Raw genomic sequence first — 23,790 nt, forward strand, 5'->3', positions numbered from 1 at the left:
TGCGCATTTTATAAGTGCGCAAAATTACAGAAAATTGGGGAAAAATTAAGGGGTTTAGGAAAGTAACTCCTCCTATGTTGTTTTAGTTTATAATGAAGACAAATCTAAACCATTAACAGCATCCGAAATCTCATATCCCAAACGCAAACCTTCGGTAGAGTCCATACTGCAATGTACGCCTAAAGGCACCCTGGAATAGGCATTCTCCTCAGCCATATCAGAAAAAGAGCTGAATGTTCTTGGCATACCCCTAAACTCGGTGCGTCCTTCATGGGAGTAGTCGGTGAAAGTGATGTCATTTCCTAACTCATTTATAAAAACGCCCGCCGCTGCAGAAGCAAAGGCCGCATGACCAGATGGATAACTTGGAAATGAGGGATTAGGCCAAAAAATAAATCGGTATAAATTGGTTTGAAAGTCAGTATCAATATGTTCTTGAATATATACACTCGGGCGCATGGTCATATATTCATACTTATCGGCCCACGCAGAAACCGCCGCATCGTTTAGAGAAAATCCCAATTTTAGCAACAATGCCAAAGTGGTATCAAATTCTAAATTTTCTTGTTGAATGACTTGATTTGCTATTGATAATTGTCTTCCGGGTGGGCTCATCATTAAATTTTCTACATCATCTGACCAAAATTCGGCAATCCATAAGGCTTCGTTGTCATTTTCTTTGGCATCATTATTACTCTCGTAGACCTCCATCATGGCATTGTAATAGTCGCTTGAAATATCTGTATCATAATTCATTGGAGGGGCTGTACTCGAAGATTCCTCTGGTGACATAACAAATGTCCTCACCGATTTCCAATGTGGAAACCATGCACGTTCTTCATCTGCACTGTAGGTCCAATAACCTTCAGCAACAGGAGGCTCATAAGAGAAAGGTTGCGGATCCAAGATCTGTGATTCGGCTTCGGTATCTGTTTGGCTGTACGCAATGACCTGGTCGGCGATATAGGTGCCCCAATTGGTCGAGGCCTCATATACAGCGTCTGAAACGCCCTGTCTTAAAGCGACATCATTTTCAGCCTGAACTTCAAATATCTTCGCTTTGATATTCTCAGGTATATTCTGCATAAAATGGCTGATCATTTTAGGATAGCATGTATTTAAAGCAATATTTCGGTTAAGTGTTTCTAGTGGTGGATTGCCATTTATCTGAAAATCTTCCAAACGCCCGCTATTGGAAGCATAGCCTGGCATATCAATAATTGCGGTTTCATAGCCCGCCAAGTGAATGTAAGCCAAAGCACGAGCCGTGGCATTTGGTCTTGTCGCCGTGGCATAACGATCTACTTCTAGCCATAATGCGTTCCAATCAATTATAAGTTGCCGAGTTGATTCTGAAGATACAGCTTGATCAATCCTCGGCTCAGAATCTTTAGTACAGGATTTAACTAAAAAAATAAGTAGAATTCCTAAGAAGATATGTGGAAACCGTCGATTAGTCATGCTGGTAAAATTTTTCTTAAAGTAAATTGGAAATTGTAAGTCTTGAAAATAAAAGAGGTGTTTTTCGATGATTTGCTTGTTTTCAACCATGAACTTATTTAATCGAAACAACTAATAACCAATGGTTTATTGATTACGAAATACTTGCGGTATCACAACGTTTAATTACAGTAACCCATCCACCAAATCCTCAATTTTTGAAATAAGCTGAATTTTGATACTAGTATTTTTTAAACCAATCTTATTGTATTTAGATACAAAAATTGTAGCAAACCCCAATTTTTCAGCTTCCAAAATACGTTGTTCAACTCGCTGTACGGGTCTAATTTCGCCAGACAAACCGACCTCAGCGGCAAAACAATAATCGCTTGGTAAGGCTTCATCCTCGTTAGAGGACAGTATTGCTGCAACAACTGCCAAATCTATCGCTGGGTCATCTACTGTAATGCCACCCGTAATATTCAGAAAGACATCTTTTGCTCCAAGTCTAAATCCTGCGCGCTTTTCCAAAACAGCTAAAAGCATGTTGAGGCGCTTGGCATTGAATCCGGTAGCTGAGCGCTGTGGCGTGCCATACACTGCAGTACTTACTAAAGCCTGAACTTCAATCATCAGCGGTCGCATACCTTCTAAAGTCGCAGCGACAGCATTACCTGAGAGTTCGCCGTCTTTTTCGGAGATTAAAATTTCCGATGGGTTGCTGACTTCTCGCAATCCGGAGCCTTGCATTTCGTAAATACCGAGTTCATTAGTTGACCCGAATCTATTTTTGTTTGCTCGAAGAATTCTAAAGACATGATTACGGTCGCCTTCAAATTGAAGCACTGTATCCACCATGTGTTCCAATATCTTTGGCCCGGCGATGTGACCATCTTTGGTGATATGCCCGATAAGAATAACCGGCGTTGCAGTTTCCTTTGCGAATTTTATAAGCTCCGTGGTGCATTCCTTGATTTGGGAAATACTTCCGGGAGACGACTCTATGTAATCTGAATGGAGGGTTTGAATGGAGTCCACCACCACAATGTCAGGCTCCAGATCTTCAATTTGTTTGAAGATATTTTGAGTTTTTGTCTCTGTAAGAATATAGCAATGCTCACTGTTAGGGTGGATACGTTCCGCCCGCATTTTAATCTGCTTTTGACTTTCTTCGCCAGACACATAAAGTGTTTTATACTGCAAATGCAATGCGATTTGGAGTAACAAAGTACTCTTTCCAATGCCAGGTTCCCCGCCCAATAAGGTTAATGACCCAGGTACCAATCCACCACCAAGTACACGATTGAATTCGCCATCGTGCATGTTCATCCGAGCATCGGCCGAGGCATCAATTTCATTAATTTTTAAAGGTTTTGAAACTCTTTTTTTGGTAGAAGAGCCTGAAGGTTTCCAGTCATTCTTCGTTTCCTTTTGAACAACTTCCTCTACAATTGTGTTCCATTGTTTACAAGCAGTACATTGCCCTTGCCATTTGCTATATTGACTGCCACAACTCTGACAGTAGAAGGTAGTTTTTACTTTTGCCATAGGCCCCATCTAGCTTCCCCAAAGGGGAAGAACGCTTAGTCTTGTTTTTTGTTACACAAATCTAGTACCCAAAATCAGCTTTAATCTCATCGGCTTTCTCAAGCAACAAATCTTTTGAAATACCAGCAATTTCTTCTAAAATATATGCCGATCGATAGGTCTTCATTGCTTTTTTGGGTTCGCCTGTTTTTTCGTAAAACATCCCGAGATAATAATGCCCTAAAAGTGTGTCAGGATATTGTTTACGAGCGATTTTAGATAAATCTTCATAATACTCCCATTTTTCATTCTTCCGAATGGCTGCATCAATGGCTTTAAAATCATTGACTAATATTTGTTTGTCCATCCCGAATAAATCCTTGATTAAATCGTACTTCTGTGTTAAGTATTCAACAGGAGATGTTGTCAACTTTAAGATAGATTCGGTGTATTCCTTTTTACTGATGGGTTGAAACACAAAAAAGATACGCTCTAAAGCCTTAGGAATGGCGTGTGTCGGTAAAGCATAATGCGAAGGCCCTTCGAATAGATCGAACGTATACAGTAAATTATTATTTTCTATTGCTGAAATACCTTTATCTAAACTCTCAGTAGCTTCTTTAATTTCTAGAACATCCTGTGTTGACGTAGCCATATAATAGAACACCTTATTTTCAAAGGCCTTCATACGTTCTAATAAATAGTTTTGCATTTCGGGTGCCAAATCTGGACTCACAGAAATGTACGCATTGAAAATTGGTGGTTTTCGCAATAAATAATAATTGATGAAATTGGCGGTTTGCCCATGACCGACGGCTACCCTAAAGTTTTCGGTTTTATAGTTTTTTTGAATGTGAGGAATGAGGTCTTTACCAACGAATTCAAAAAATGCGGCACCTGATTCTACGGGTAGTGAATTCTGTTCAGAATAATATAAATCATCCTCGCGCGTATCATACTGATTGACACCAACGACTATGGATTCTGGAATATCTTCCCAGTAAGCAAAATAGTCTACGTTTCCGGCGACGGCTTCAAACAAATAATCACCATCAAAAACATAGATAACTGGGTAGGCTTTTTCTTCGTTAGGGTCGTAACCACGTGGTAACAATACTTTTATCTCACGGTCTTCGCCGAGCGCGTTGGAATATATGGTTTCGTATTTTGCTTGAGCGAAGGTAATAATCGTACTCAGCAAAAAGAGGCATATTAGGTTTAAGCGTTTCATAACGTGTTTAGTTTGGGTTAACTAGGGCAATATAGAGATTATTATTAAACCAAGTGAACAAACTCTAGCCACTAGAAATTAGACCTTAGAGCGATGCTTCTTTACTAGCGATTCTTTTCTTCCTGTTATAAATTGGTAAATAAATAAGCGAAAGACCCCCAAGAACAATAATCATTAGGGTTTGCGAGGACCACATAATCCAACCAAAGGCCCTGCTTGGGTCAGCTGCCAGTCCAAAAAGTCCGAAAGCGATAACAATGGCTTCAGGAAAAGAGCCAATACCTCCATTTGTCGCGGCAATACTAAAACTCGCCATGATGAAACCAATAAGGATAGCGGCAAAAGAGATGCCATTCAATTCGGGTACCGCTAAACTGGTAATGTAAAACATAAGCACATACATGGACCAGATAAAAATAGTATGAAATATAAACGCCCATTTGCGTTCCATTTTAAAGATGCTCATTGCACCTTCGACAAGTCCTGAAACAAAACCTCGAATTTTTTTAGCGAATTTTGAAGTACTCTTCCGAATAAAAAAAATAAGCAAAGCAACTAAAGAAAGGCCTGCTAACCCACCAATCAGTAATGTAGAACCATTGAATTTTTCAATGAAAAAGCTATAGATAAAATCAAACTCCAAAATTAGAGCCAAAGCAATTATAGCAAGCAAAACAATGGTATCGGCCACACGTTCAGCAACAATTGTCCCAAAGGCTTTATCAACGGGCAATCCTTCATAATTTGACAATATTGTGCCTCGGGCTACTTCCCCTGCCCTGGGAATCGTAAAATTGATGAGATAGGCGGAGAAAACCGCCATAGCGCTATTCAAGAATTTTGGCTTATAGCCTAAAGGTTCTGCCATGAACAACCAACGATAGGCTCTAGACAAATGGCTTAAAACACCGCAAAATACACCAAGGGCTATCCAGTTATGTTTGGCATTTTTAATGTACAGCCACAACTCATCCAAGGATATTTGAGATAAGGAATACCACACCAGCGCTATACCTAACAGCAGTGGAATCGCAATTTTCAGTATAGAGCCTATTTTGCTCAAAGTATTTATTTTAGAAGGTTGGTGGCTTCGTTTGGGAATACCAAGGAAGGTTTAAAAGTTTTAGCGGCTTCAATATCCATCATAGCGTAGGTAATTAAAATCAAGGTATCGCCAACAGCTACTTTACGGGCTGCGGCACCGTTTAAGGTGATTTCGCCACTGTTACGTGGACCAGGTATGCAGTAGGTTTCGAGACGTTCGCCATTATCATTATTTACAATTTGAACTTTTTCGCCTTGTATAATATTCGCCGCTTCCATTAGGTCTTCATCAATGGTAATACTCCCAATGTAGTTCAGGTCTGCACCCGTTACTTTAACGCGGTGAATTTTAGATTTTACAACAGTAATTTGCATAGGGCAAAGATACTTAATTTAGAGCGATATTATCAATCAACCGAATCTCACCGGCATAAACTGCAATAAAGGCTCTATAGTTTTTTTTGTTAGATTTTCGTTTTAGTGGTCTTAGGGTTTCTGTATCAGCTATTGTGAAATATTCCAATTTTAGCAATGGATGCTTTTTAAACTGACGCTCAACCCATTCCGCCACTTTCCTAGCACTTTTTGTGCCAAATTTTTCTTTTGCCGTTTGAAGTGTTTGGTAGATGAACGGTGCTACATCCCTGTATTCTGGCTTTAAGCGCTCGTTTCTTGAACTCATCGCCAAACCGTCATCAGCTCTATATATTGGACATCCTATAATCTCTACATCTATATTATGGAGTTTTACCATTTTTTTGATGATGGCCAATTGTTGAAAGTCCTTCTCACCAAAATAAGCCTCATCAGGATTTACAGCCATTAACAATCGCTTTACTATAGTCCCTACACCATCAAAATGCCCTGGTCTAAAGGCGCCTTCCATTTCGTGCTCAAGACCTTCAAACGTAAAGCTTTCAGATTCTACATTATGGTCGTAAATATCATCTGGCGTAGGTGCGTAAACAATGATGGTCTCTTTTGAAACAGTTTCTAGAAGTGCAACGTCTCGTTTTAAAGTTCTTGGATATTTTTCTAGATCCTCGGCATTGTTAAACTGAGTGGGATTCACAAAGATGCTGACTACAACCACGTCGCTTTGTTGAAGACCTTTTTCAACCAATGATAAATGACCCTGATGCAAGGCACCCATTGTAGGTACCATACCAACGGATTTTCCTTTTGCTTTTAAACCTTCTAAATGCTGAGAAAGCTCGGATTTGTTGAAAAAAGTTTTCAATTAGATAACATAAGTTTAACGCGTGCAAACTTAATCTTTTACTAGCAAACTGCATAAAATTTTGTACTTTTGCATGTTTTTTATCCTTAAACAAAAGAAGCAGATTTATGAAAGATAAGCGAATATTATATGTATCGTCGGAAGTCGTCCCATATTTACCAGAAACAGAGATTTCTTCAATGTCCTTTGAAGCGCCTCGGATGGTGAATAAACAAGGAGGGCAAATCCGAATATTTATGCCTCGCTTTGGAAACATAAATGAACGTAGACATCAGTTACACGAAGTGATTCGCCTATCGGGAATCAATTTAGTAATTAACGACCTTGACATGCCTTTGATTATTAAGGTGGCTTCAATTCCAAAGGAGCGTATACAGGTTTATTTTATTGATAACGAAGAATACTTTAAGCGTAAGGCCACCTTGACAGATGAAGATGGCAACTTGTTTTCTGACAATGATGAGCGTGCCATATTCTTCGCCAAAGGTGTTATTGAAACCGTTAAAAAATTGAATTGGGCACCAGATATCATTCATGTTAATGGATGGTTAGCATCTTTGCTTCCTCTATACTTAAAAGAATACTTTAAAACAGAACCTTTGTTTGCCGAAAGTAAAGTTGTGACCTCTGTATACAATCAAAACTTTGAAGGCACGTTAAATAAAGACATGATTAAAAAGGTTGCTTTTGATGGCTTGGATGCCGAGGTGATTAAGACTTTGGAAACGCCAGATTACAATAACCTTATGAAGTTAGCAATAGATCATTCTGATGCTATTATCAAAGGTTCAGAAACTTTACCAAAAGAATTAGAAGACCATATTGATGGCCTAGATAAGCCAACGCTAGACTATCACTCTTTAGAAGAATTCGCAGAACCATACACCGAATTCTATACAAACAGTGTGTTAAATAGCTAAACAGATTAAATGAAAACTTACAAATTTGCCCTCAGAACCTTAAGCCTCTTAAGTGTTTTAACCCTATCCTTTGTGGCCTGTGAACAGGATTTTGCCAGTATTGATTCTGACATTATTAATCCCGATACGGCGACAAATTTTGAAACAGATAACACGCCTTACTCTGTTATTACTTATACTGATGCTTTAGGGCCAGTGCAGACTGACAACTTGGCCATTAATTTTTTAGGGGTGTATGATGACCCTAATTATGGAGAAACCATCGGAAATATCGTAACTCAATTACGCCCAACAACGCTTTCTCCAGATTTTGGCAGCGGAGCTATGTTAGAGTCAGTTGTTATCACTATACCTTATTTTAGTAGAACAACTGGTTTTGATGACAATAACAGGCCTTCCTATAAATTAGACTCAATTTATCCATATAGTGAAGATGATACTTACAGTTCAATTAAATTGAGTATTTATGAAAGTAATTATTTTCTTCGAGATTTTGATCCTAATTCTAGTTTTGGTGATGTACAAAACTATTTTTCTAATGGTGCTTTATCTGAAAATGAAATGATCTCAGTTGCTGATCTTCAGTTTGAGCCGATTGATATTATAGATGAATTAGAAATTTCTAATGATGCTATAGTCCTTAATAGTGGTGAAGACAATGAAACTATTCAACCTCCTGCTATTAGACTTGAATATACTGACCCTAGTTCTGATGCATTTCAGTTTTGGCAGACAAAAATTTTAGGACTTCCCCAGAATGCTAACGAACTATCCAACAGTAATAATTTCAACAATTATTTTAGGGGTATCTTTTTTAAAGCAGAATCAGTGAGCTCAGGCCAAGGTAGCTTAATTGGTCTTAATCTTTCTTCGGATAATGCAAATATCACATTGACATATTCTCAAGACCCTGAAGAAGAAGGTGACGAAAGACCTCAAAACACATATGTATTAAGATTTAATGGTAACAGAATAAACCTATTAAACAATAATTTCACTAATCCAATTACTGACGGCGACCCTAATAATGGTGACTCTAAGTTATTTTTAAAAGGGGGTCAGGGTGCCGTAGCTAAGATAAAGTTATTTAACGGTGACGAACAAGAATTCGAAAACTTCAAAACTACTTATGCTAACTACGATAATGAGACTGATGCGTTTGTAAGCTATAGAAGGCTAATTAACGAAGCAAACTTAATTTTTTATGTTGATGAAGCAATAGTTAGAGGCGAAGAGCCAAGTCGCATTTTTATCTATGATACAGAAAATAATTTGCCCTTAGCAGACTATTTTCTTGATCTTACAATAGCCAACACTCCTATATTTTCAAAACCTAATCATTTAGGCATTTTAGAGCGAACAGAAAATGATTTTTCGAGTAATGGAATCAAATATAAGTTCAAAATTACTGAGCACCTCAAACGACTGATTGAAAATAGCTCTACTAATGTGACTTTAGGATTGGCAGTTTCTGGTAATGTAAATCTTGAAGAAATTATACCTCAAAGAAATGTTTTAGGTCAACCTGAAATCCAAGTTCCTGTCAGCTCTGTTATAAATCCTAGAGGAACCATCCTTTACGGAAGTAATGCTACAGACCCAGAAAAACGTGTTCAACTCGAAATTTTTTACACGTGTTTATCATCTGATGAGGATTGTCAATAATTAATATAAAAATTTATGTGCGGAATTGTCGGATATATTGGTTATCGAGAAGCATACCCCATCATTCTTAAAGGGCTACAACGCTTAGAATATAGAGGTTATGATAGTGCCGGAATAGCACTATATGATGGCAATAATATTAAACTTTCCAAAACTAAAGGCAAGGTTGCTGATCTTAAAAGTAGATTAGAGAAAGAAATAAGTACAGACGGTTCTTTGGGTATAGGTCATACGCGCTGGGCTACACATGGTGTTCCAAACGATGTCAATTCCCATCCGCACTACTCAAATTCAGGAGACCTCGTAATCATCCATAACGGTATCATTGAAAATTATGATTCCATCAAAAAAGAATTGATAAAAAGAGGTTACACATTTAAATCTGATACCGATACAGAAGTCTTGGTCAACCTTATAGAGGAGGTCAAGAAAAAGGATGATATAAAATTAGGTAAGGCGGTTCAAATTGCACTGAATGAAGTAGTAGGTGCTTATGCTATTGCTGTATTTGATCGAAACAAACCTGATGAAATTATAGTAGCTAAATTGGGAAGTCCTTTAGCTATTGGCATTGGTGACAATGAATTTTTTATAGCTAGTGATGCTTCTCCCTTTATTGAATATACTAATAATGCAATTTATCTCGAAGATGAAGAGATGGCCATCATTAGAAGAAATAAAGATGTAAAAGTACGTTCTATAAAAAGTGATGCTCTCATTGAACCCTATATTCAAGAACTTAAACTCAATCTTGAAGAAATTGAAAAAGGTGGTTTTGATCATTTCATGCTTAAAGAAATTTTCGAGCAACCAAGAGCTATACGTGATACGTTTAGAGGGCGATTATTGACTGATGAAGCCATAGTTAAGATGTCTGGTGTAGAAGATAACATGAAAAAATTCCTCAACGCAGACCGTATCATAGTGGTGGCTTGTGGAACATCATGGCATGCAGGCTTGGTTTCAGAATATATTTTTGAAGACTTAGCAAGAATTCCCGTAGAAGTGGAATATGCTTCAGAATTTAGATATAGAAATCCTGTTATCACAGAAAAGGATGTTGTCATTGCCATTTCTCAATCTGGTGAAACTGCTGACACGCTTGCGGCCATTAAACTGGCAAAATCTAAAGGTGCATTTGTTTTCGGAGTTTGTAATGTCGTAGGTTCTTCAATTGCTAGGGAAACAGACGCTGGCGCCTACACACATGCTGGGCCAGAAATAGGTGTTGCAAGTACAAAGGCATTTACAACACAAATTACAGTCTTAACCTTAATGGCATTGCGTTTGGCAAGAGCTAAAGGAACGATATCAAGTTCTGACTTTAGACGATACTTAATAGAATTAGAACTCATCCCTGAAAAAGTTAAAAAAGCACTGGAATCCGATGCCTACGTAAAAACAATTGCAGACATCTATAAAAATGCAAAGAACTTCCTGTATTTAGGTCGTGGCTTTAACTTCCCTGTCGCTTTAGAAGGCGCTTTAAAATTAAAAGAAATCTCTTATATCCATGCAGAGGGCTATCCTGCGGCAGAAATGAAACACGGCCCTATTGCTTTAATTGATGAGCAAATGCCAGTAGCAGTGATTGCAACCAAGAAAGGCCATTATGAAAAAGTCGTCAGCAATATTCAAGAGATTAAATCTAGAAAAGGAAAAATCATTGGTATTGTTACTGAGGGTGATAAAACAGTGAAAGACCTAGCCGATCATGTTATAGAAGTGCCAGAAACAGAAGAATTTTTAACTCCATTGCTAACAACAATTCCGTTACAGCTCTTGTCTTATCATATCGCCGTGATGCTAGATAAAAATGTAGATCAACCGCGTAACTTGGCAAAATCTGTTACAGTAGAATAATTACAGATTAGTCATTACAGACGAAATGTGAAATCCCTAATGAATCTTAGATTTTTTAGGGATTTTTTAGTATTAGTATCTCACAATTAGTAAAATATGCTATGCACGCATACATTTCTGATGATTTCTTATCGAGTTTTCATATATTTAATTAAATTGCTCGTCTAATTCAATTAACTAAATCTCTATAATGAAGACATTCTTAAAACTATTTGTAATGCTTTTCTGTGTGGCGTCTTTTGCCCAAACCACGGTAAAAGGTAAAGTTACAGACGATACGGGCCAGCCTCTACCTGGAGCCAATATCATTATTGTAGGAACTACTACAGGAACAAGTTCTGACTTTGACGGAAATTACGTCCTAACTACAGATCGTAATCCACCGTTTACTATCCAGATTTCCTACACCGGATTTGAAATGCAAACCAAAGAAATTACCTCTAACGCTGAGACTGTTGATTTCTCAATGAAAGAAGGCAACGAACTTGATGAAGTTGTTATCTCAGCATCTCGTACCCCAGAACGTATTTTTGAATCGCCGGTTACGGTTGAACGTTTTGGTTTAAAGGAAATTAAGAATACCGCATCTATTGATTTTTATGATGGATTGGAAAACCTTAAAGGTGTTGACATTAACACAAACAGTTTAACGTTTAAATCCATCAATACAAGAGGTTTTGCAACCTTCGCCAATACACGTTTTATGCAATTGGTGGACGGAATGGACAACTCCGCTCCTGCTCTTAACTTCCCGTTAGGTAACCTATTGGGGATGACTGAAACAGATGTAAATAGTGTAGAACTTTTACCAGGTGCCGCATCTGCACTTTATGGTGCAAACGCGTTCAACGGTATTCTTTTTATGAGAAGTAAAAGCCCTTTTGATGTACAAGGTATTTCTGGTTATGTTAAGCGAGGTATTACTTCACAAGAAGCCGCAGGTGATAATCCTTATACCGACTTAGGGATTAGAATGGCTTACAAATTCAGCGATAAGTTTGCGGCTAAAGTTAATTTTGGGTACTTAAAAGGTACAGATTGGGCAGCAACGAATAGAACGGACAGGTTTATTCCTGGACGCACACGTGCTGATTTAGATTATGATGGTATTAACGTGTATGGTGATGAAGTTGCTACAAACATTAGAGCTGCAGCCGGTGGCCTAGGTATCGTCCCAGATGTTGTAGTCAGTAGAACAGGTTATGACGAAAGAGACTTAACTAATTATAATGCCGAAAGTATTAAAGCTGACTGGGGTCTTTACTTTAGACCTTGGGCCAATGATTTCGAAATTCAGTATGTTGGCAAAGTAGGATCAGGTAATACCATTTATCAAGGTGCTAACCGTTACAACATCAAAGGTTTCTTCTTACAGCAACATAAATTAGAAATTAGAAACGACAATTTCTTTGTGCGTGGCTACGTAACTGAAGACAAGGCTGGTGATTCTTATGATATGGTCTTTACCGGGATCAACATCAACAGAGCATGGAAATCTGATGAGCAGTGGTTTGGAGAATACATAAATACGTATGTCGGTGCATCTTTATCTGGAGCAACTGATGAGCAGGCACACGCTGCCGCAAGGGCGCAAGCAGAAACAGGTCGCTTAATTCCTGGTACTCCTGAATTTCAAAGCACTTTCAACAGAATTACAAACGACCCTGACTTAAGTACAGGTTCACGTTTTCAGGATAATTCAAAAATTTATCATGGTGACGCAAACTACAACTTGGGACACTTAATTGATTTTGCTGAAATTCAAGTCGGTGGCTCTTACAGACAATATCGTCTGAATTCCTTCGGAACAATTTATACGGACGTAGACGGGCCTATTGATTATTCAGAAGTTGGTGTGTATACACAAATTCAAAAGTCTTTAGAATTATCTGATGCTGTTGAATTAAAATTAACGGGGTCTCTCCGTTATGACAAATCAGAATTATTTGATGGGTTCTTTTCACCAAGATTGTCTGCTGGTTTTACAGTAAATGATAATCACAACTTTAGAGCCTCTTACCAAACTGGTTTTAGAAACCCAACAACACAAGATTTATATATTGGTTTAGATGTTGGTCGTGCTGTTCTTGTTGGTGGTGCACCAGACAACCCAGCAAGATATGTGGATACCTACGGGTTAAGTCCTACAGGAACTGCAATTACTGGCCAGACATCAATTGATTTCACAGGAGAAGGTGCTTATAACAATTCTTTCTTTGCGTCGTCTGTTCAGGATTTTGCAGCATCTCAAAACCCTGCAGATTTAGCCATTGCTAACTCTAATTTAGCTCAGCCAGAACAAGTCACCTCTTACGAAGTGGGTTACCGTGGTAAACTCGGTGATTTTATTGTTGATGGTTCCGTGTACTATAATCAATACCAAGATTTCTTAGCTAATGAAACTGTAATTTCTCCGTTTTATGGAGATGTGCAACTACAACAAACTTTACCTAATGGTGTACCTCTAGCAGTTGCTGCGATTGCTAATGGGGATTTCCAGGCGTATCAGACATATACTAATTCTGATGCCGATGTAAATTCTTATGGAGCTGCAGTTCAGGTATCAACTAAAATCTTTAATGGATTTGACTTAAGTGCTAACTACACCTATGCAAAATTAGATTTTGATACGGAAGAGAATCCAGATTTTAGAACCAACTTTAATACTCCGGAGCATAAAACCAAAGTCTCTTTTGGTAATACAAATCTTTTTGAAAACTTTGGTTTCAACGTGTCTTGGAGGTGGAGTGACAACTATCTGTGGCAAGCTTCATTTGGAGACGGGGAAGTACCTTCTTACAATGTGTTGGATGCACAGATCAACTATAGAGTGCCAAGCTTAAAATCTACATTTAAAGCAGGTGCCACTAACTTGTTACAAGATGAGTACTTTACAGCATTTGGTACTGGATTCATTGGATCTCAATACTACTTGTCTTGGACCATCAATAATTTATAAAAAAACGGAAAAGAAAATAATATGAAAAAACTAAAATATATAGCACTTTCATTTTTTGCATTCGGCTTTATGGCCTGTGAAAATGAATTAGTCGAAGACTTTAGGGAAAGAAATGGAACGGGCATAGAAGAACCGCTTCCAGCATTAACCGCTGGTTCCGCAAATTTCTCAACCTACGTTTCTATGGGTAATTCCCTTACAGCAGGCTTTACTGATGGAGCCCTATTTAGAGCTGCACAGGAAAACTCTATGCCTAACATCTTAAATGGTCAATTTCAATTAGTTGGAGGCGGTTCATTCACGCAACCATTGACTAGTGATAACCTTGGTGGCTTGGCTATTGGAGGTAATAGAATAGACGGATTTAACCCAAGACTAGTTTTTAACGGTAGTGGCCCTGCGGGATTGGAAACTGTAATTGGCCCAGTTACCGTAACAACAGACTTATTGAATAACCCTTCTGGACCGTTCAACAATATGGGTGTTCCTGGAGCAAAGAGTTTTCATTTATTAGCTCCTGGTTATGGTAATCTTGCCAACCTTTCATTGGGATTGGCTAATCCTTATTTTGTTAGAATGACAGGAAGTACGCCTAACGCAAGTGTTCTAGAATTATCAATGGCGCAAAGCCCTTCTTTTGTTTCGCTTTGGATTGGTAATAACGACGTTTTAGGTTATGCCTTATCTGGTGGTGAAAGCAACCCTTTATCTGAAGATTATGATCCTATTACACCAATGGATGGCCCTCCTGGTGTAGGTTTCGCTCAGTCGTATGGTGCTTTGGCTCAACAATTAACTTCTGGTGGGGCGCAAGGCATTATGGCCAACATCCCAGATGTAACAAGTATTCCTCATTTTACGACTGTACCACACAATCCTTTAGATCCATCAAATCCTTCTTTTGGACCTTTGATCCCTCAATTGAATCAGATTTATGGCGCACTTAATGCTGTATTTGCCGCTTTAGGTGAAGGCGATAGAGCTGTTGTATTTTCTGAAACGGAAGCAAGTGCTGTTGTTATTAGAGATGAAAGTTTAGACGATATCTCAGATCAGATTACGTTTGCTTTAAGTAACAGTCCAACTTTCCCTGCATTTATAGGTCAATTTGGATTACCGCCAGAAGCTGCGCCAATAGTTGCAAACTTATTGGGACAAACGTACGGGCGAGTTAGACAAGCTACAGAAGCTGACTTATTTGTATTACCAAGTGCCTCAATTATAGGAACCGTTAATACTGATGTAGCCGCAGCGCTTATCGGGCAAGGTCTTCCTGCTGCAGTTGCTGGGCAGTTTGCTGTAGAAGGTGTGACTCTGCCCTTAGCTGATAAATGGGCCTTAACGCCTACAGAGCAAGCGGAAATTGCTACTGCAACCGCTAACTTTAACAGTGTTATCAAAGCCTCTCAGGAAGCCGCAGGATGGGCATTTTTGGATGCTAATACCCTGCTTAATAATTTATCTACCGCTGGTATTGACACAGGAGACTTTGTATTAACGTCGGACCTTGTTTTAGGCGGTGCATTTTCTTTGGATGGCGTACACCCAACGGCAAGAGGATATGCATTAATTGCTAATGAGATGATGAAGGCTATTGATGCAACCTATGGTTCAAATTTTGAAGCCTCTGGAAGCTTGGTCGATGTTGGAAATTACCCAACAAATTACTCGCCATTGTTGCAATAACAATAGTATACAAAATAGATGGAAAGCACGTTCAGATTGAGCGTGCTTTTTTTATGCAAAAAAGCTTCAAAAAATTCACTTTTATATTTAAATAAAAACATATCTTTGCAGCGCTAAAAAAGGGCTTATTTTCCATAAAAAATGTGGCATCTTTTTTCAGAATTAAATTATTGCAAAACAAAAACATATAAGTAATGTCAAAAGTTACAGGTAAAGTTGCACAAATTGTAGGTCCGGTTATCGATGTTGAATTCGCTGCTGGAGCAGAACTTCCAAAGATTTATGATTCGTTAGAAATTAAAAATGCTGATGGTTCAACATTGGTACTAGAGGTACAATCTCACATTGGTGAGGATACGGTACGTACTATTGCTATGGATTCGTCGGATGGTTTAAGTAGAGGAACAGAAGTTGTTGCTACTGGTGCACCAATCCAAATGCCAATCGGTGAAGATGTTTACGGACGTCTATTTAATGTTATCGGTGACGCCATTGATGGATTGGGTGATTTACCAAAAGCTGGAGACGCAGGTTTACCAATTCACAGACAAGCACCTAAGTTTGAAGACTTGTCAACGTCTACTGAAGTATTGTTTACAGGTATTAAGGTAATCGATCTTATTGAGCCTTATGCAAAAGGTGGTAAGATTGGATTATTCGGTGGTGCCGGTGTAGGTAAAACGGTATTGATTCAGGAGTTGATTAACAACATTGCGAAAGGTCACGGTGGTCTTTCTGTATTTGCTGGTGTTGGTGAGCGTACTCGTGAAGGAAATGATTTACTCCGTGAGATGTTAGAGTCTGGTATCATCAAATATGGTGATGACTTTATGCATTCTATGGAAGATGGCGGATGGGATCTTCAAAAAGTGGATAAAAACATAATGAAAGAGTCTAAAGCGACTTTCGTTTTTGGACAAATGAATGAGCCTCCAGGAGCACGTGCTCGTGTAGCACTTTCAGGATTAACCATAGCAGAATATTTCCGTGATGGTGCTGGAGAAGGACAAGGAAAAGATGTACTTTTCTTCGTTGATAATATCTTCCGTTTTACACAAGCTGGTTCTGAGGTATCTGCACTTTTAGGTCGTATGCCTTCTGCTGTAGGTTACCAACCAACATTAGCCACCGAGATGGGTGCGATGCAAGAGCGTATTACATCAACAAAAAGAGGTTCTATTACATCTGTACAGGCGGTTTACGTACCTGCGGATGATTTAACGGATCCTGCACCAGCAACAACGTTTGCTCACTTGGATGCAACAACGGTATTGTCTCGTAAGATTGCTGAGCTTGGTATTTACCCAGCGGTAGATCCATTAGATTCTACGTCTCGAATCCTTACAGCTGACATCTTAGGTAGTGAGCATTATGACTGTGCACAACGCGTTAAAGAGTTATTACAGCGTTATAAAGAATTACAGGATATTATCGCCATCCTTGGTATGGAGGAATTATCCGAAGAAGATAAAATGGCCGTTGGTCGTGCAAGACGTGTACAACGTTTCTTATCTCAACCGTTCCACGTAGCGGAGCAGTTTACAGGTATTCCAGGTGTATTGGTTGATATTAAAGAAACCATTAAAGGCTTTAACATGATTATGGATGGTGAGTTAGACCACCTTCCAGAAGCGGCATTCAACCTTAAAGGTTCTATTGAAGAAGCAATTGAGGCTGGAGAGAAAATGTTAGCGGAGGCATAAAACTAGTAGGCAGTTGGCAGTCGCAGTTGGCAGTTATGCTACTGAGTACTAAATACTGAATACTGAATACTGAAAAAACATGTATTTAGAAATTGTATCGCCAGAGGCGACTTTATTTAGCGGGGAGATTGAAAGTATTACGGTACCTGGTGTCGATGGTGAGTTTCAGATGTTGAACAATCACGCACCAATCGTTTCTATACTTTCTGCTGGTGAGGTTAAAATCGCTGGTACTATTACCTTGGAAGAAGACGTTCAGGATAAATTTATCTCTAAGGACGGGAAAACAGTATTGACCATTAATTCTGGTACTGTTGAAATGAAAGACAATAAAGTGATTGTATTAGCAGACTAATTGCATATCACTCAAAAAATAAAAAAGCTTCAAGTCATCTTGAAGCTTTTTTGTTTTCTAGGATTTAGTCTACCGCATTCCAAATATCCAGATACATTTTCCAGTGTCCATTTATTTTTTTCCAAACAATAACATACTTGCCTTTCCAAGCCGACTCCTCACCTTTTGCATTTTTGGTCTTGCCCTCGTAATAACCATAGTCGTAAGCCGTATCTTCTATTACTGTAATTTCAGTTTGAGTAATTTTATGATATGATGTGCTTAACCCCTCTGGTAAAGTCCAATATTTGATAATATCTTCACCTTCTAATATTTTGGTATTATTGGGGAAGATTTTTGCGTCTTCTGTATAGGATGAGGCTATTTTTTCATAATCTGATGCCATCACATATTTTGAGAAATTTTCTGTGTTTTTCAAAATAGTTTTAATGTCTTTTTTGTTTCCTTTCAGCGTCTGTGCTTCTATTTGATTGAAGCATAAAAGTGCTAATAGTAGTAATTGTATTGTTTTCATAAAATTAGTGGTTTTGATTAACGATTTTTACGATTTTTAATTAACTCAAATACTTTTTCCATATAAATGTCTCTATTTTCTATTCTTGATTGAATGTTCGTTTTAACGGTAACATCTGGCATAATTCCTTTTGATTTATCAAAGTTATTCGGATTAACCATTACATCCACTACTTTCTGACCGACTTGTAGAAAAAGTCCAGTATTCTTCAAGATTGTATTTTCTTGACCACCGTTGCAACTATATGTTGAGCCTAATTCTTCTCCGACAAAAATCCCCAAATCGTGTTCTTTAATCAAAGCAGAAAAATGTCCTGTTGAAGAAAATCCAAATCCATCAATTAAAATATAGGGCTTATTCTGTAGTTTGAAACCTAAACCATCTTGACTTTTTAATAGTTCTGGATAATCTATATCATCTCGATAATATTGTATTGGTTCATTAGAAATCGCTCTCAACAAATACGATGAACAATAAGGGTCTCCACCTTGATTACCTCGTAGATCAATAACCAGATTTTTAAGATTTTTCTTTTTAAGAACTGCGAATGAACTGTCTATAAATTTGTGAAATCTAAGAACGTTATCGTAAAATGAAAAGGTTTTTATTGTCAATATTCCTGTGTTCAATTCTTCGTCTATTTCAAAATTTAATGATTCATCTGCAGTTTTTGAAAAGCTTTTATTTGCAATCAGTTTTGAGCATTTAAAATCAAGTGTTTTTATAGTATCTCCAAATTTGTAAGACAACTCATTAAAATCATTAATGCCAAATAGTGAATGATAATAATACGTAAATCCCTTACTTGCCATTCTTTTTCGATAGCTTATATTATAACCATCAGCTGGCATACTGGCTAAAATAAATGTTAAAATATCTTGAATTGGTTCTCCATTTATACTTTCGATACTTGCACCAAGTGGTATGACTTTGTTTTCGCTAAGATTTTCTATTACATATAATTGGTTGTCTTCTATGACAAAGCGATAAGGTAAATAGACTAATGATTTTTTGGTAGAGGCATTGTAATCTACATTATACAAATTCGTATGACCACAACCAATTTTCGCTACTATTGGTAAGCAAATCCTGTAGAAATTTTCGATAGAGAGTCCATCAGCTAATTTAGTTTTCTGAGTATTGACTAAAAATTTCCAATCCGACTCTGAAATAAATGTATTGATTTGTGGGTGATTTTCCAACTCATCTATCATTTGATTAAAATCCTCCTCCAATTCAATTTTAGAGTATTCGATATTTTTTTTGTTGTTCTGACTTTGACAGTTCATAAGGAAAACAAACAAAACTATACAAGTTGTCTTAAACATTTTATTTTTGGTTTTTACACAGTTTAAATCAATTAACGTTTTTGATTAACAACAGTCCTGATTGTATCCGCCATATCCATAACATTTTCAAACTTTTGATTTTTTAAAATGATGATATATAATTCCTCCTTAGGATAATATCTAATGACCGACTCATAGTTGCCTTGTTCGCCATGATGATGATGAACCTCTAATGTATCATCATCCCATTCTAAAACGCCTAAGGGCGATTGTGAGCCTTCTCGTTCAGAAAGTAATTTTACAGCTTTTTTTGATAGTAGTTTATAGCTGTGCAAATGACTGAGGTATTGATACATATCCTGTGCAGTAAATAACATTAAAAACTTAATACCGTCCATCTTAAAAGCATCAAGATTGTTGTCTTTATTAAAAGGATAAGCAGGTAAGGTTTCATTTTTCCAAGGCATAGCCTTTGCAAAATAGCTACCACTCATTTTTGCAGGTCTAAAGATATTCTGAGTCACATAGTCCTCAAAAGATTGACCAGAAACAGCTTCTACTATATGAATGAGCAATATAGGATTGTAGTTTGAATAGAGATAGTCTGAACCGGGTTGAAAGGCGAGCTGTTCCACTTTCTTTAAATCGTTCAGCAACAACTCGTGAGTAACAGTCATTTCGTTTTCGCCATAACGCTCCCACGCTACTCTTGGTAAACCACTGGTGTATTTGAACAATTGCTGAATGCTTATCTTCGAAGCCCAAGCTGGTAAATCTTTAAGGTATTTACTCACCTTGTCATCAAGCTTCAACTTTCCACGTTCGTAGAGTTGCATTACGGCTACGCCTGGAAATTCTTTAGAGATAGAGCCAATAGCAAAACGATGCTCGGTCGTTAAGGGTTCTTTAGTTTCGGGATGGGCAATACCAAAAGATTTTTCATACAAAACAGCGTTGTTCTTTACAACGAGTATATTACCGTTGAGTTCTCCTTCTTGGTATATTTCATCGACATAAGCATCTACAGTTTTGTAGTTTTTACAACTAGAAAAAGCACATAATATAATTACTATGTAGCACTGAGATAATTTAGTGTTCATCAGTTCTGCTTTCTATAAAATATTTTGCTCACGACTTTCCACTCGTCATCGATTTTTATAAGATTCATGTAATCTATGAAACTGAAGGTTTCATAATCTATCTGAAGTTTTGCACTTGCTACGTTTCCTGAAACGTTGATGTAAGAAATGTGCGTTTTTCGGTTCTGTTTTGGTCCAGGCTTAACAGCATTTTTAAAGAATTCTAATGCGTTGACTTCTTTGTATTCGCCGTTGCGGATAAATTTCATAGTCGCAGTTTCATGAAAGGCTTTTTTCAACGTTTCGAAATCGTTATTTGTGCCACCGTCTAGGTAATAGGAAACTGTTTTTTCAATTTCGTCGTAATCCGATTCTTGAGCCAAAGCTGTAAAAAGACTTAAGCATAGTAATAGTGTTGTGATTGCTGTTTTCATTTTTAATTGTTTTTAGATTGATTATTTTTTGTTTTCAAGTTTGGCAACAACCAATTCTGCTACTTCTGCTGAAGCTGTTGGGTCTTGTCCTGTTATAAGTCGGTCGTGGGCAATGGTAAAACTATCCCAACCTTTTTTAGAATACTTGAAATCTCCTCCATGAGCTATAATTTTTTGCTCTATAGAAAACGGAAATTCCTTATAGTATGCCTTCTCCTTTCTCTCAAAAGCATCCGGAAATCCGTTGACTTGTTTTCCTTCAACGATATAACTACCATCACTTAATTTTAAGTTTACAAGTCCTGCGGTACCGTGACAAACTGCTGAAATAACGCCATTTTGCTGTTCATAAATAGTCGTAGAGATTTTTTGAATAGCCTTATTTTCAGGTACCTGATACATGGCCGAACCACCACCGACATAATAAACTGCTTTATATTGCGAAGGATTTACTTCTGAAGGTGTTAATGTAGAATTAAGATGCGCCATAAAATCACTATCATTATAATAGCGATATTGTAAAGGGTCTTTGGCTTTGTAATAATGCCCCAAATGAATGCTACCGCCATTGGGTGTCAGAAAATCAACCTTGTAATTATACTTTACAAAAACATCGTAAGCATGTACGATTTCGGCAAAACTGGTGCCCGTTTCAATATCTGAATTGCCATAGGTTTTGGCATTAGACATAATGAACAAAATGTTGCCTTTGCTTTCTCTTTCTGAAGACACTTGAGCAGACAATCCCAAAAATGAACATAGGATTATCGATAATATTTTAAATTTCATGATTATCGTTTTTTGATGATGTTATCAAAATTCGATAAACAGTTCTTAAAAGCAATCCGTTCTTATAATAGAAAAGTGCAGAATTATAATTTTGGACAAGAAACCACTATGATACCTGCTTTTTGTAAATCGCAGGTGTGACGCCCGTAACCTTTTTGAAGGTTGAATAAAAAGATGATTTTGAACTAAAACCAGCTTCAAAACCAATGGCTTCTAGCGTGTAATTTTCGTTATCTTTTAATAATTCTTTAGAGGCTTCTACTCGCCATCCGTTTATGTATTGCGCAAATGATTGGTCTAAATTATCATTAAGTAATTGCGATAAAAAATGTGAAGATACATCGAGCTTATCGGCTAAATCCTTTAGCTTAATATCTGGATTTTTATACAATGCTTCCGTTTCCATAATGACACTTAACTTTTTTTCTATGTCATTAGCCTCTACAGAAGTAATTTTCTTTGACGCATATTTTTGATGCTCTTCAAAGAAAAGCGAGGTTTTTCTTCGCTTTAAAATCCAAAATAGAATGCTTAAATACAATACAAAAGAAAATGATAGCGCACCGACAATATAGGAAGTGTATCTGCTTGTAAAGTAGGCTAACCATATAATAAAAACACCAATGGCTACTGTGGTCATCCAAATCTCTTTACTGCTTAGTTTTTCGGTTTTAGATGGCAATTTTAAGAGAATAGGCTTTATAAGGCCAAAGGCCAAAATGATATAGATAAACCACTGTGTAAACATAAGCCAAGACAAATAGCCTTGCACCGAACGTTGCCACAAATATTGATGATCGCTATATGGAAAATAATAACCGAGTATCGTCATTATAATAATGACTGGTAAAATATGAATGAGCCAACCATAAAAGCCGTGCTTTTTAGGTTTCATAGCCTCTCTAATATAGAGATACAAAAACGGGCCAATCAGCAAACAGGCCGATAGACCCACTTGTATAAAGTGTGTTGAAATATCATCGTAAAACGTAAGAAAAACAGATTTTGTTACCCTAACGCTGACCACAAAAAGCAACCCAGCCAAAAAGTAAGTGCTTCGATTTCTGTTTTTTATAAAAAACGCGAAATAGGCACTCAGAAATAAGCCATTAAAAGCCCCCAAAGCACTAAAGAAGAATAATAATTGAGAGCTGAAATTCATTTGAGGCTAAGTTAGTTTGATGCTGAACATCAAATATATTCAATTTATAAAAAAAGAAGTTAAGACATTAAGCCATCCGCTTCACAGCCTCCAACTCCACTTTCAATTCTTGAAACATGCTCATGATGCTACTCAATTTTAGTTCCTTTTCATCATACTCTTGAGTATTGATGCAACAGGTAAATTCCCAAAGTTCTAACACGTTGGCTTTGGGCACCACATAGGGTTGATAGGCTTTGTTATCGGAGCTCAGGAGTAGGTTTTCATTGTCATTGTCTGGCGTGTAGATACGTTTGTAGACCAAGCCATCATCTTTGGTCAACACAATATAGGTGCGCCCATTTTTTACATCAGAAAGTTGTTCTACAAACTTTGCTACGATAAAAGCTCCGTCCTTAACGGGCAACATGGAGTCGCCTTTAATGGGGAATGCACGATGCGTTCCCGTTGGCAGAAAGGGCAATTTTATTTTCTGAAGTTGCTCAATATATTCAGGGTCATCGTAACCTGATAAGTATCCCGCCGAGGCTTTTGCCGGAATAATCTCTATTAAATCCTCATTGTCTTCGTTGACGGTCACCGGAAAGAGCACTCGCTTATTACCAACCTCGATAAACGACGTGTCTTTGGCTTTTCGCAAATCCTTTCGTACCAAAATATCGATGGGAATATCAAAATAATTAGAAAGGTCTATCAAGCGTTCAATCGGTGGCTCAGAACGGCCTTCTTCATAAGAACCCACCACAGAGCGCGTCCAGCCCAAATCGTCAGCAAATCGCTCTTGGGATAGCTTCTTTAAGGCTCTTAGGTGTTTAATATTTGCTTGTATGGGTTTCATATCATTTTCTTTAACATATTATTACTACAAATGTAAGCAACAAAAACTACAT

The 23,790-nt window shown here is 37.6% G+C and carries 20 protein-coding genes; 7 read left to right on the top strand and 13 right to left on the bottom strand.

The window, feature by feature from the left end:
• Positions 1–87: 87 nt before the first annotated feature.
• From ACFOSX_RS02040 to panC, 6 genes are all read right to left on the bottom strand, one after another.
• A complete protein-coding gene (locus ACFOSX_RS02040; protein WP_386096512.1) occupies positions 88–1,461 on the bottom strand; it encodes a vanadium-dependent haloperoxidase in 1,374 nt (457 codons plus the stop codon).
• 165 nt (positions 1,462–1,626) lie between these two features.
• Positions 1,627–2,988 carry a DNA repair protein RadA gene (radA, locus tag ACFOSX_RS02045; protein ID WP_386096514.1) on the bottom strand — a complete coding sequence of 454 codons (1,362 nt, stop codon included), beginning with the start codon at positions 2,986–2,988 and terminating at the stop codon, positions 1,627–1,629.
• A gap of 61 nt (positions 2,989–3,049) precedes the next feature.
• Positions 3,050–4,198, bottom strand: coding sequence for an alpha/beta hydrolase (locus ACFOSX_RS02050; protein ID WP_386096516.1), 1,149 nt, complete (start codon positions 4,196–4,198; stop codon positions 3,050–3,052).
• An 85-nt stretch (positions 4,199–4,283) separates the two neighbouring features.
• On the bottom strand, positions 4,284–5,261 hold the full coding sequence (locus ACFOSX_RS02055) for a lysylphosphatidylglycerol synthase transmembrane domain-containing protein (protein WP_386096518.1): 978 nt from the start codon (positions 5,259–5,261) through the stop codon (positions 4,284–4,286).
• 5 nt (positions 5,262–5,266) lie between these two features.
• Positions 5,267–5,617 (bottom strand): aspartate 1-decarboxylase, encoded by a 351-nt coding sequence (gene panD, locus ACFOSX_RS02060; RefSeq protein ID WP_386096520.1) that lies wholly within the window; start codon positions 5,615–5,617, stop codon positions 5,267–5,269.
• Between the two features lie 13 nt (positions 5,618–5,630).
• Positions 5,631–6,482 (bottom strand): pantoate--beta-alanine ligase, encoded by an 852-nt coding sequence (gene panC / locus ACFOSX_RS02065; RefSeq protein WP_386096522.1) that lies wholly within the window; start codon positions 6,480–6,482, stop codon positions 5,631–5,633.
• 107 nt (positions 6,483–6,589) lie between these two features.
• On the opposite strand from panC, the gene ACFOSX_RS02070 reads away from it, so the two are divergent.
• The 7 genes from ACFOSX_RS02070 to ACFOSX_RS02100 all read left to right on the top strand — a co-directional run bounded on the left by ACFOSX_RS02070 (position 6,590) and on the right by ACFOSX_RS02100 (position 17,633).
• Positions 6,590–7,402 carry a glycogen/starch synthase gene (locus ACFOSX_RS02070; protein ID WP_386096524.1) on the top strand — a complete coding sequence of 271 codons (813 nt, stop codon included), beginning with the start codon at positions 6,590–6,592 and terminating at the stop codon, positions 7,400–7,402.
• A gap of 9 nt (positions 7,403–7,411) precedes the next feature.
• Positions 7,412–9,067 carry a DUF4270 domain-containing protein gene (locus ACFOSX_RS02075; RefSeq protein ID WP_386096526.1) on the top strand — a complete coding sequence of 552 codons (1,656 nt, stop codon included), beginning with the start codon at positions 7,412–7,414 and terminating at the stop codon, positions 9,065–9,067.
• Positions 9,068–9,082: 15 nt separating this feature from the next.
• Complete coding sequence (gene glmS / locus ACFOSX_RS02080) at positions 9,083–10,930, top strand: glutamine--fructose-6-phosphate transaminase (isomerizing) (protein WP_386096528.1); 1,848 nt, start codon at positions 9,083–9,085, stop codon at positions 10,928–10,930.
• Between the two features lie 190 nt (positions 10,931–11,120).
• Positions 11,121–13,889: a TonB-dependent receptor gene (locus tag ACFOSX_RS02085; protein ID WP_386096530.1), complete on the top strand. Its 2,769-nt coding sequence runs from the start codon at positions 11,121–11,123 to the stop codon at positions 13,887–13,889.
• Positions 13,890–13,910: 21 nt separating this feature from the next.
• Positions 13,911–15,575 carry a G-D-S-L family lipolytic protein gene (locus ACFOSX_RS02090; RefSeq protein WP_386096532.1) on the top strand — a complete coding sequence of 555 codons (1,665 nt, stop codon included), beginning with the start codon at positions 13,911–13,913 and terminating at the stop codon, positions 15,573–15,575.
• Between the two features lie 194 nt (positions 15,576–15,769).
• Entirely contained in the window at positions 15,770–17,278 is a 1,509-nt protein-coding gene (atpD, locus tag ACFOSX_RS02095; RefSeq protein ID WP_386096534.1) for a F0F1 ATP synthase subunit beta, read from the top strand.
• A 79-nt stretch (positions 17,279–17,357) separates the two neighbouring features.
• Positions 17,358–17,633, top strand: a complete 276-nt coding sequence (locus tag ACFOSX_RS02100) for a F0F1 ATP synthase subunit epsilon (protein WP_386096536.1) — start codon at positions 17,358–17,360, stop codon at positions 17,631–17,633.
• Between the two features lie 64 nt (positions 17,634–17,697).
• On the opposite strand, the gene ACFOSX_RS02105 is transcribed toward ACFOSX_RS02100, so the two are convergent.
• The 7 genes from ACFOSX_RS02105 to ACFOSX_RS02135 all read right to left on the bottom strand — a co-directional run bounded on the left by ACFOSX_RS02105 (position 17,698) and on the right by ACFOSX_RS02135 (position 23,738).
• On the bottom strand, positions 17,698–18,147 hold the full coding sequence (locus ACFOSX_RS02105) for a YybH family protein (protein ID WP_386096538.1): 450 nt from the start codon (positions 18,145–18,147) through the stop codon (positions 17,698–17,700).
• A 17-nt stretch (positions 18,148–18,164) separates the two neighbouring features.
• On the bottom strand, positions 18,165–19,475 hold the full coding sequence (locus tag ACFOSX_RS02110) for a S41 family peptidase (RefSeq protein ID WP_386096540.1): 1,311 nt from the start codon (positions 19,473–19,475) through the stop codon (positions 18,165–18,167).
• A gap of 32 nt (positions 19,476–19,507) precedes the next feature.
• Entirely contained in the window at positions 19,508–20,536 is a 1,029-nt protein-coding gene (locus ACFOSX_RS02115; protein ID WP_386096542.1) for a serine hydrolase domain-containing protein, read from the bottom strand.
• Positions 20,536–20,949 (bottom strand): nuclear transport factor 2 family protein, encoded by a 414-nt coding sequence (locus ACFOSX_RS02120; RefSeq protein ID WP_386096544.1) that lies wholly within the window; start codon positions 20,947–20,949, stop codon positions 20,536–20,538. Before ACFOSX_RS02120 ends, ACFOSX_RS02115 begins: the two co-directional genes overlap by 1 nt.
• Before the next feature lie 21 nt (positions 20,950–20,970).
• Positions 20,971–21,738 carry a type 1 glutamine amidotransferase domain-containing protein gene (locus ACFOSX_RS02125; RefSeq protein WP_386096546.1) on the bottom strand — a complete coding sequence of 256 codons (768 nt, stop codon included), beginning with the start codon at positions 21,736–21,738 and terminating at the stop codon, positions 20,971–20,973.
• A gap of 106 nt (positions 21,739–21,844) precedes the next feature.
• Complete coding sequence (locus tag ACFOSX_RS02130) at positions 21,845–22,900, bottom strand: helix-turn-helix domain-containing protein (RefSeq protein WP_386096548.1); 1,056 nt, start codon at positions 22,898–22,900, stop codon at positions 21,845–21,847.
• Positions 22,901–22,967: 67 nt separating this feature from the next.
• Complete coding sequence (locus tag ACFOSX_RS02135) at positions 22,968–23,738, bottom strand: XRE family transcriptional regulator (protein ID WP_386096550.1); 771 nt, start codon at positions 23,736–23,738, stop codon at positions 22,968–22,970.
• Positions 23,739–23,790: the final 52 nt, after the last annotated feature.

Origin of the sequence: Winogradskyella maritima (genome assembly GCF_042650215.1) — a bacterium.
Classification (GTDB): Bacteria; Bacteroidota; Bacteroidia; order Flavobacteriales; family Flavobacteriaceae; genus Winogradskyella; species Winogradskyella maritima.

What these genes read in the sequence shown, in the direction of transcription:
- ACFOSX_RS02110 (WP_386096540.1), bottom strand. Translation starts at nt 19,475, where the DNA reads ATGTTTAAGACAACTTGTATAGTTTTGTTTGTTTTCCTTATGAACTGT.
- panD (WP_386096520.1), bottom strand. Translation starts at nt 5,617, where the DNA reads ATGCAAATTACTGTTGTAAAATCTAAAATTCACCGCGTTAAAGTAACG.
- ACFOSX_RS02115 (WP_386096542.1), bottom strand. Translation starts at nt 20,536, where the DNA reads ATGAACACTAAATTATCTCAGTGCTACATAGTAATTATATTATGTGCT.
- ACFOSX_RS02130 (WP_386096548.1), bottom strand. Translation starts at nt 22,900, where the DNA reads ATGAATTTCAGCTCTCAATTATTATTCTTCTTTAGTGCTTTGGGGGCT.
- ACFOSX_RS02135 (WP_386096550.1), bottom strand. Translation starts at nt 23,738, where the DNA reads ATGAAACCCATACAAGCAAATATTAAACACCTAAGAGCCTTAAAGAAG.
- ACFOSX_RS02105 (WP_386096538.1), bottom strand. Translation starts at nt 18,147, where the DNA reads ATGAAAACAATACAATTACTACTATTAGCACTTTTATGCTTCAATCAA.
- glmS (WP_386096528.1), top strand. Translation starts at nt 9,083, where the DNA reads ATGTGCGGAATTGTCGGATATATTGGTTATCGAGAAGCATACCCCATC.
- ACFOSX_RS02040 (WP_386096512.1), bottom strand. Translation starts at nt 1,461, where the DNA reads ATGACTAATCGACGGTTTCCACATATCTTCTTAGGAATTCTACTTATT.
- ACFOSX_RS02050 (WP_386096516.1), bottom strand. Translation starts at nt 4,198, where the DNA reads ATGAAACGCTTAAACCTAATATGCCTCTTTTTGCTGAGTACGATTATT.
- atpD (WP_386096534.1), top strand. Translation starts at nt 15,770, where the DNA reads ATGTCAAAAGTTACAGGTAAAGTTGCACAAATTGTAGGTCCGGTTATC.
- ACFOSX_RS02100 (WP_386096536.1), top strand. Translation starts at nt 17,358, where the DNA reads ATGTATTTAGAAATTGTATCGCCAGAGGCGACTTTATTTAGCGGGGAG.
- ACFOSX_RS02090 (WP_386096532.1), top strand. Translation starts at nt 13,911, where the DNA reads ATGAAAAAACTAAAATATATAGCACTTTCATTTTTTGCATTCGGCTTT.
- ACFOSX_RS02125 (WP_386096546.1), bottom strand. Translation starts at nt 21,738, where the DNA reads ATGAAATTTAAAATATTATCGATAATCCTATGTTCATTTTTGGGATTG.
- ACFOSX_RS02120 (WP_386096544.1), bottom strand. Translation starts at nt 20,949, where the DNA reads ATGAAAACAGCAATCACAACACTATTACTATGCTTAAGTCTTTTTACA.
- ACFOSX_RS02085 (WP_386096530.1), top strand. Translation starts at nt 11,121, where the DNA reads ATGAAGACATTCTTAAAACTATTTGTAATGCTTTTCTGTGTGGCGTCT.
- ACFOSX_RS02070 (WP_386096524.1), top strand. Translation starts at nt 6,590, where the DNA reads ATGAAAGATAAGCGAATATTATATGTATCGTCGGAAGTCGTCCCATAT.
- radA (WP_386096514.1), bottom strand. Translation starts at nt 2,988, where the DNA reads ATGGCAAAAGTAAAAACTACCTTCTACTGTCAGAGTTGTGGCAGTCAA.
- ACFOSX_RS02075 (WP_386096526.1), top strand. Translation starts at nt 7,412, where the DNA reads ATGAAAACTTACAAATTTGCCCTCAGAACCTTAAGCCTCTTAAGTGTT.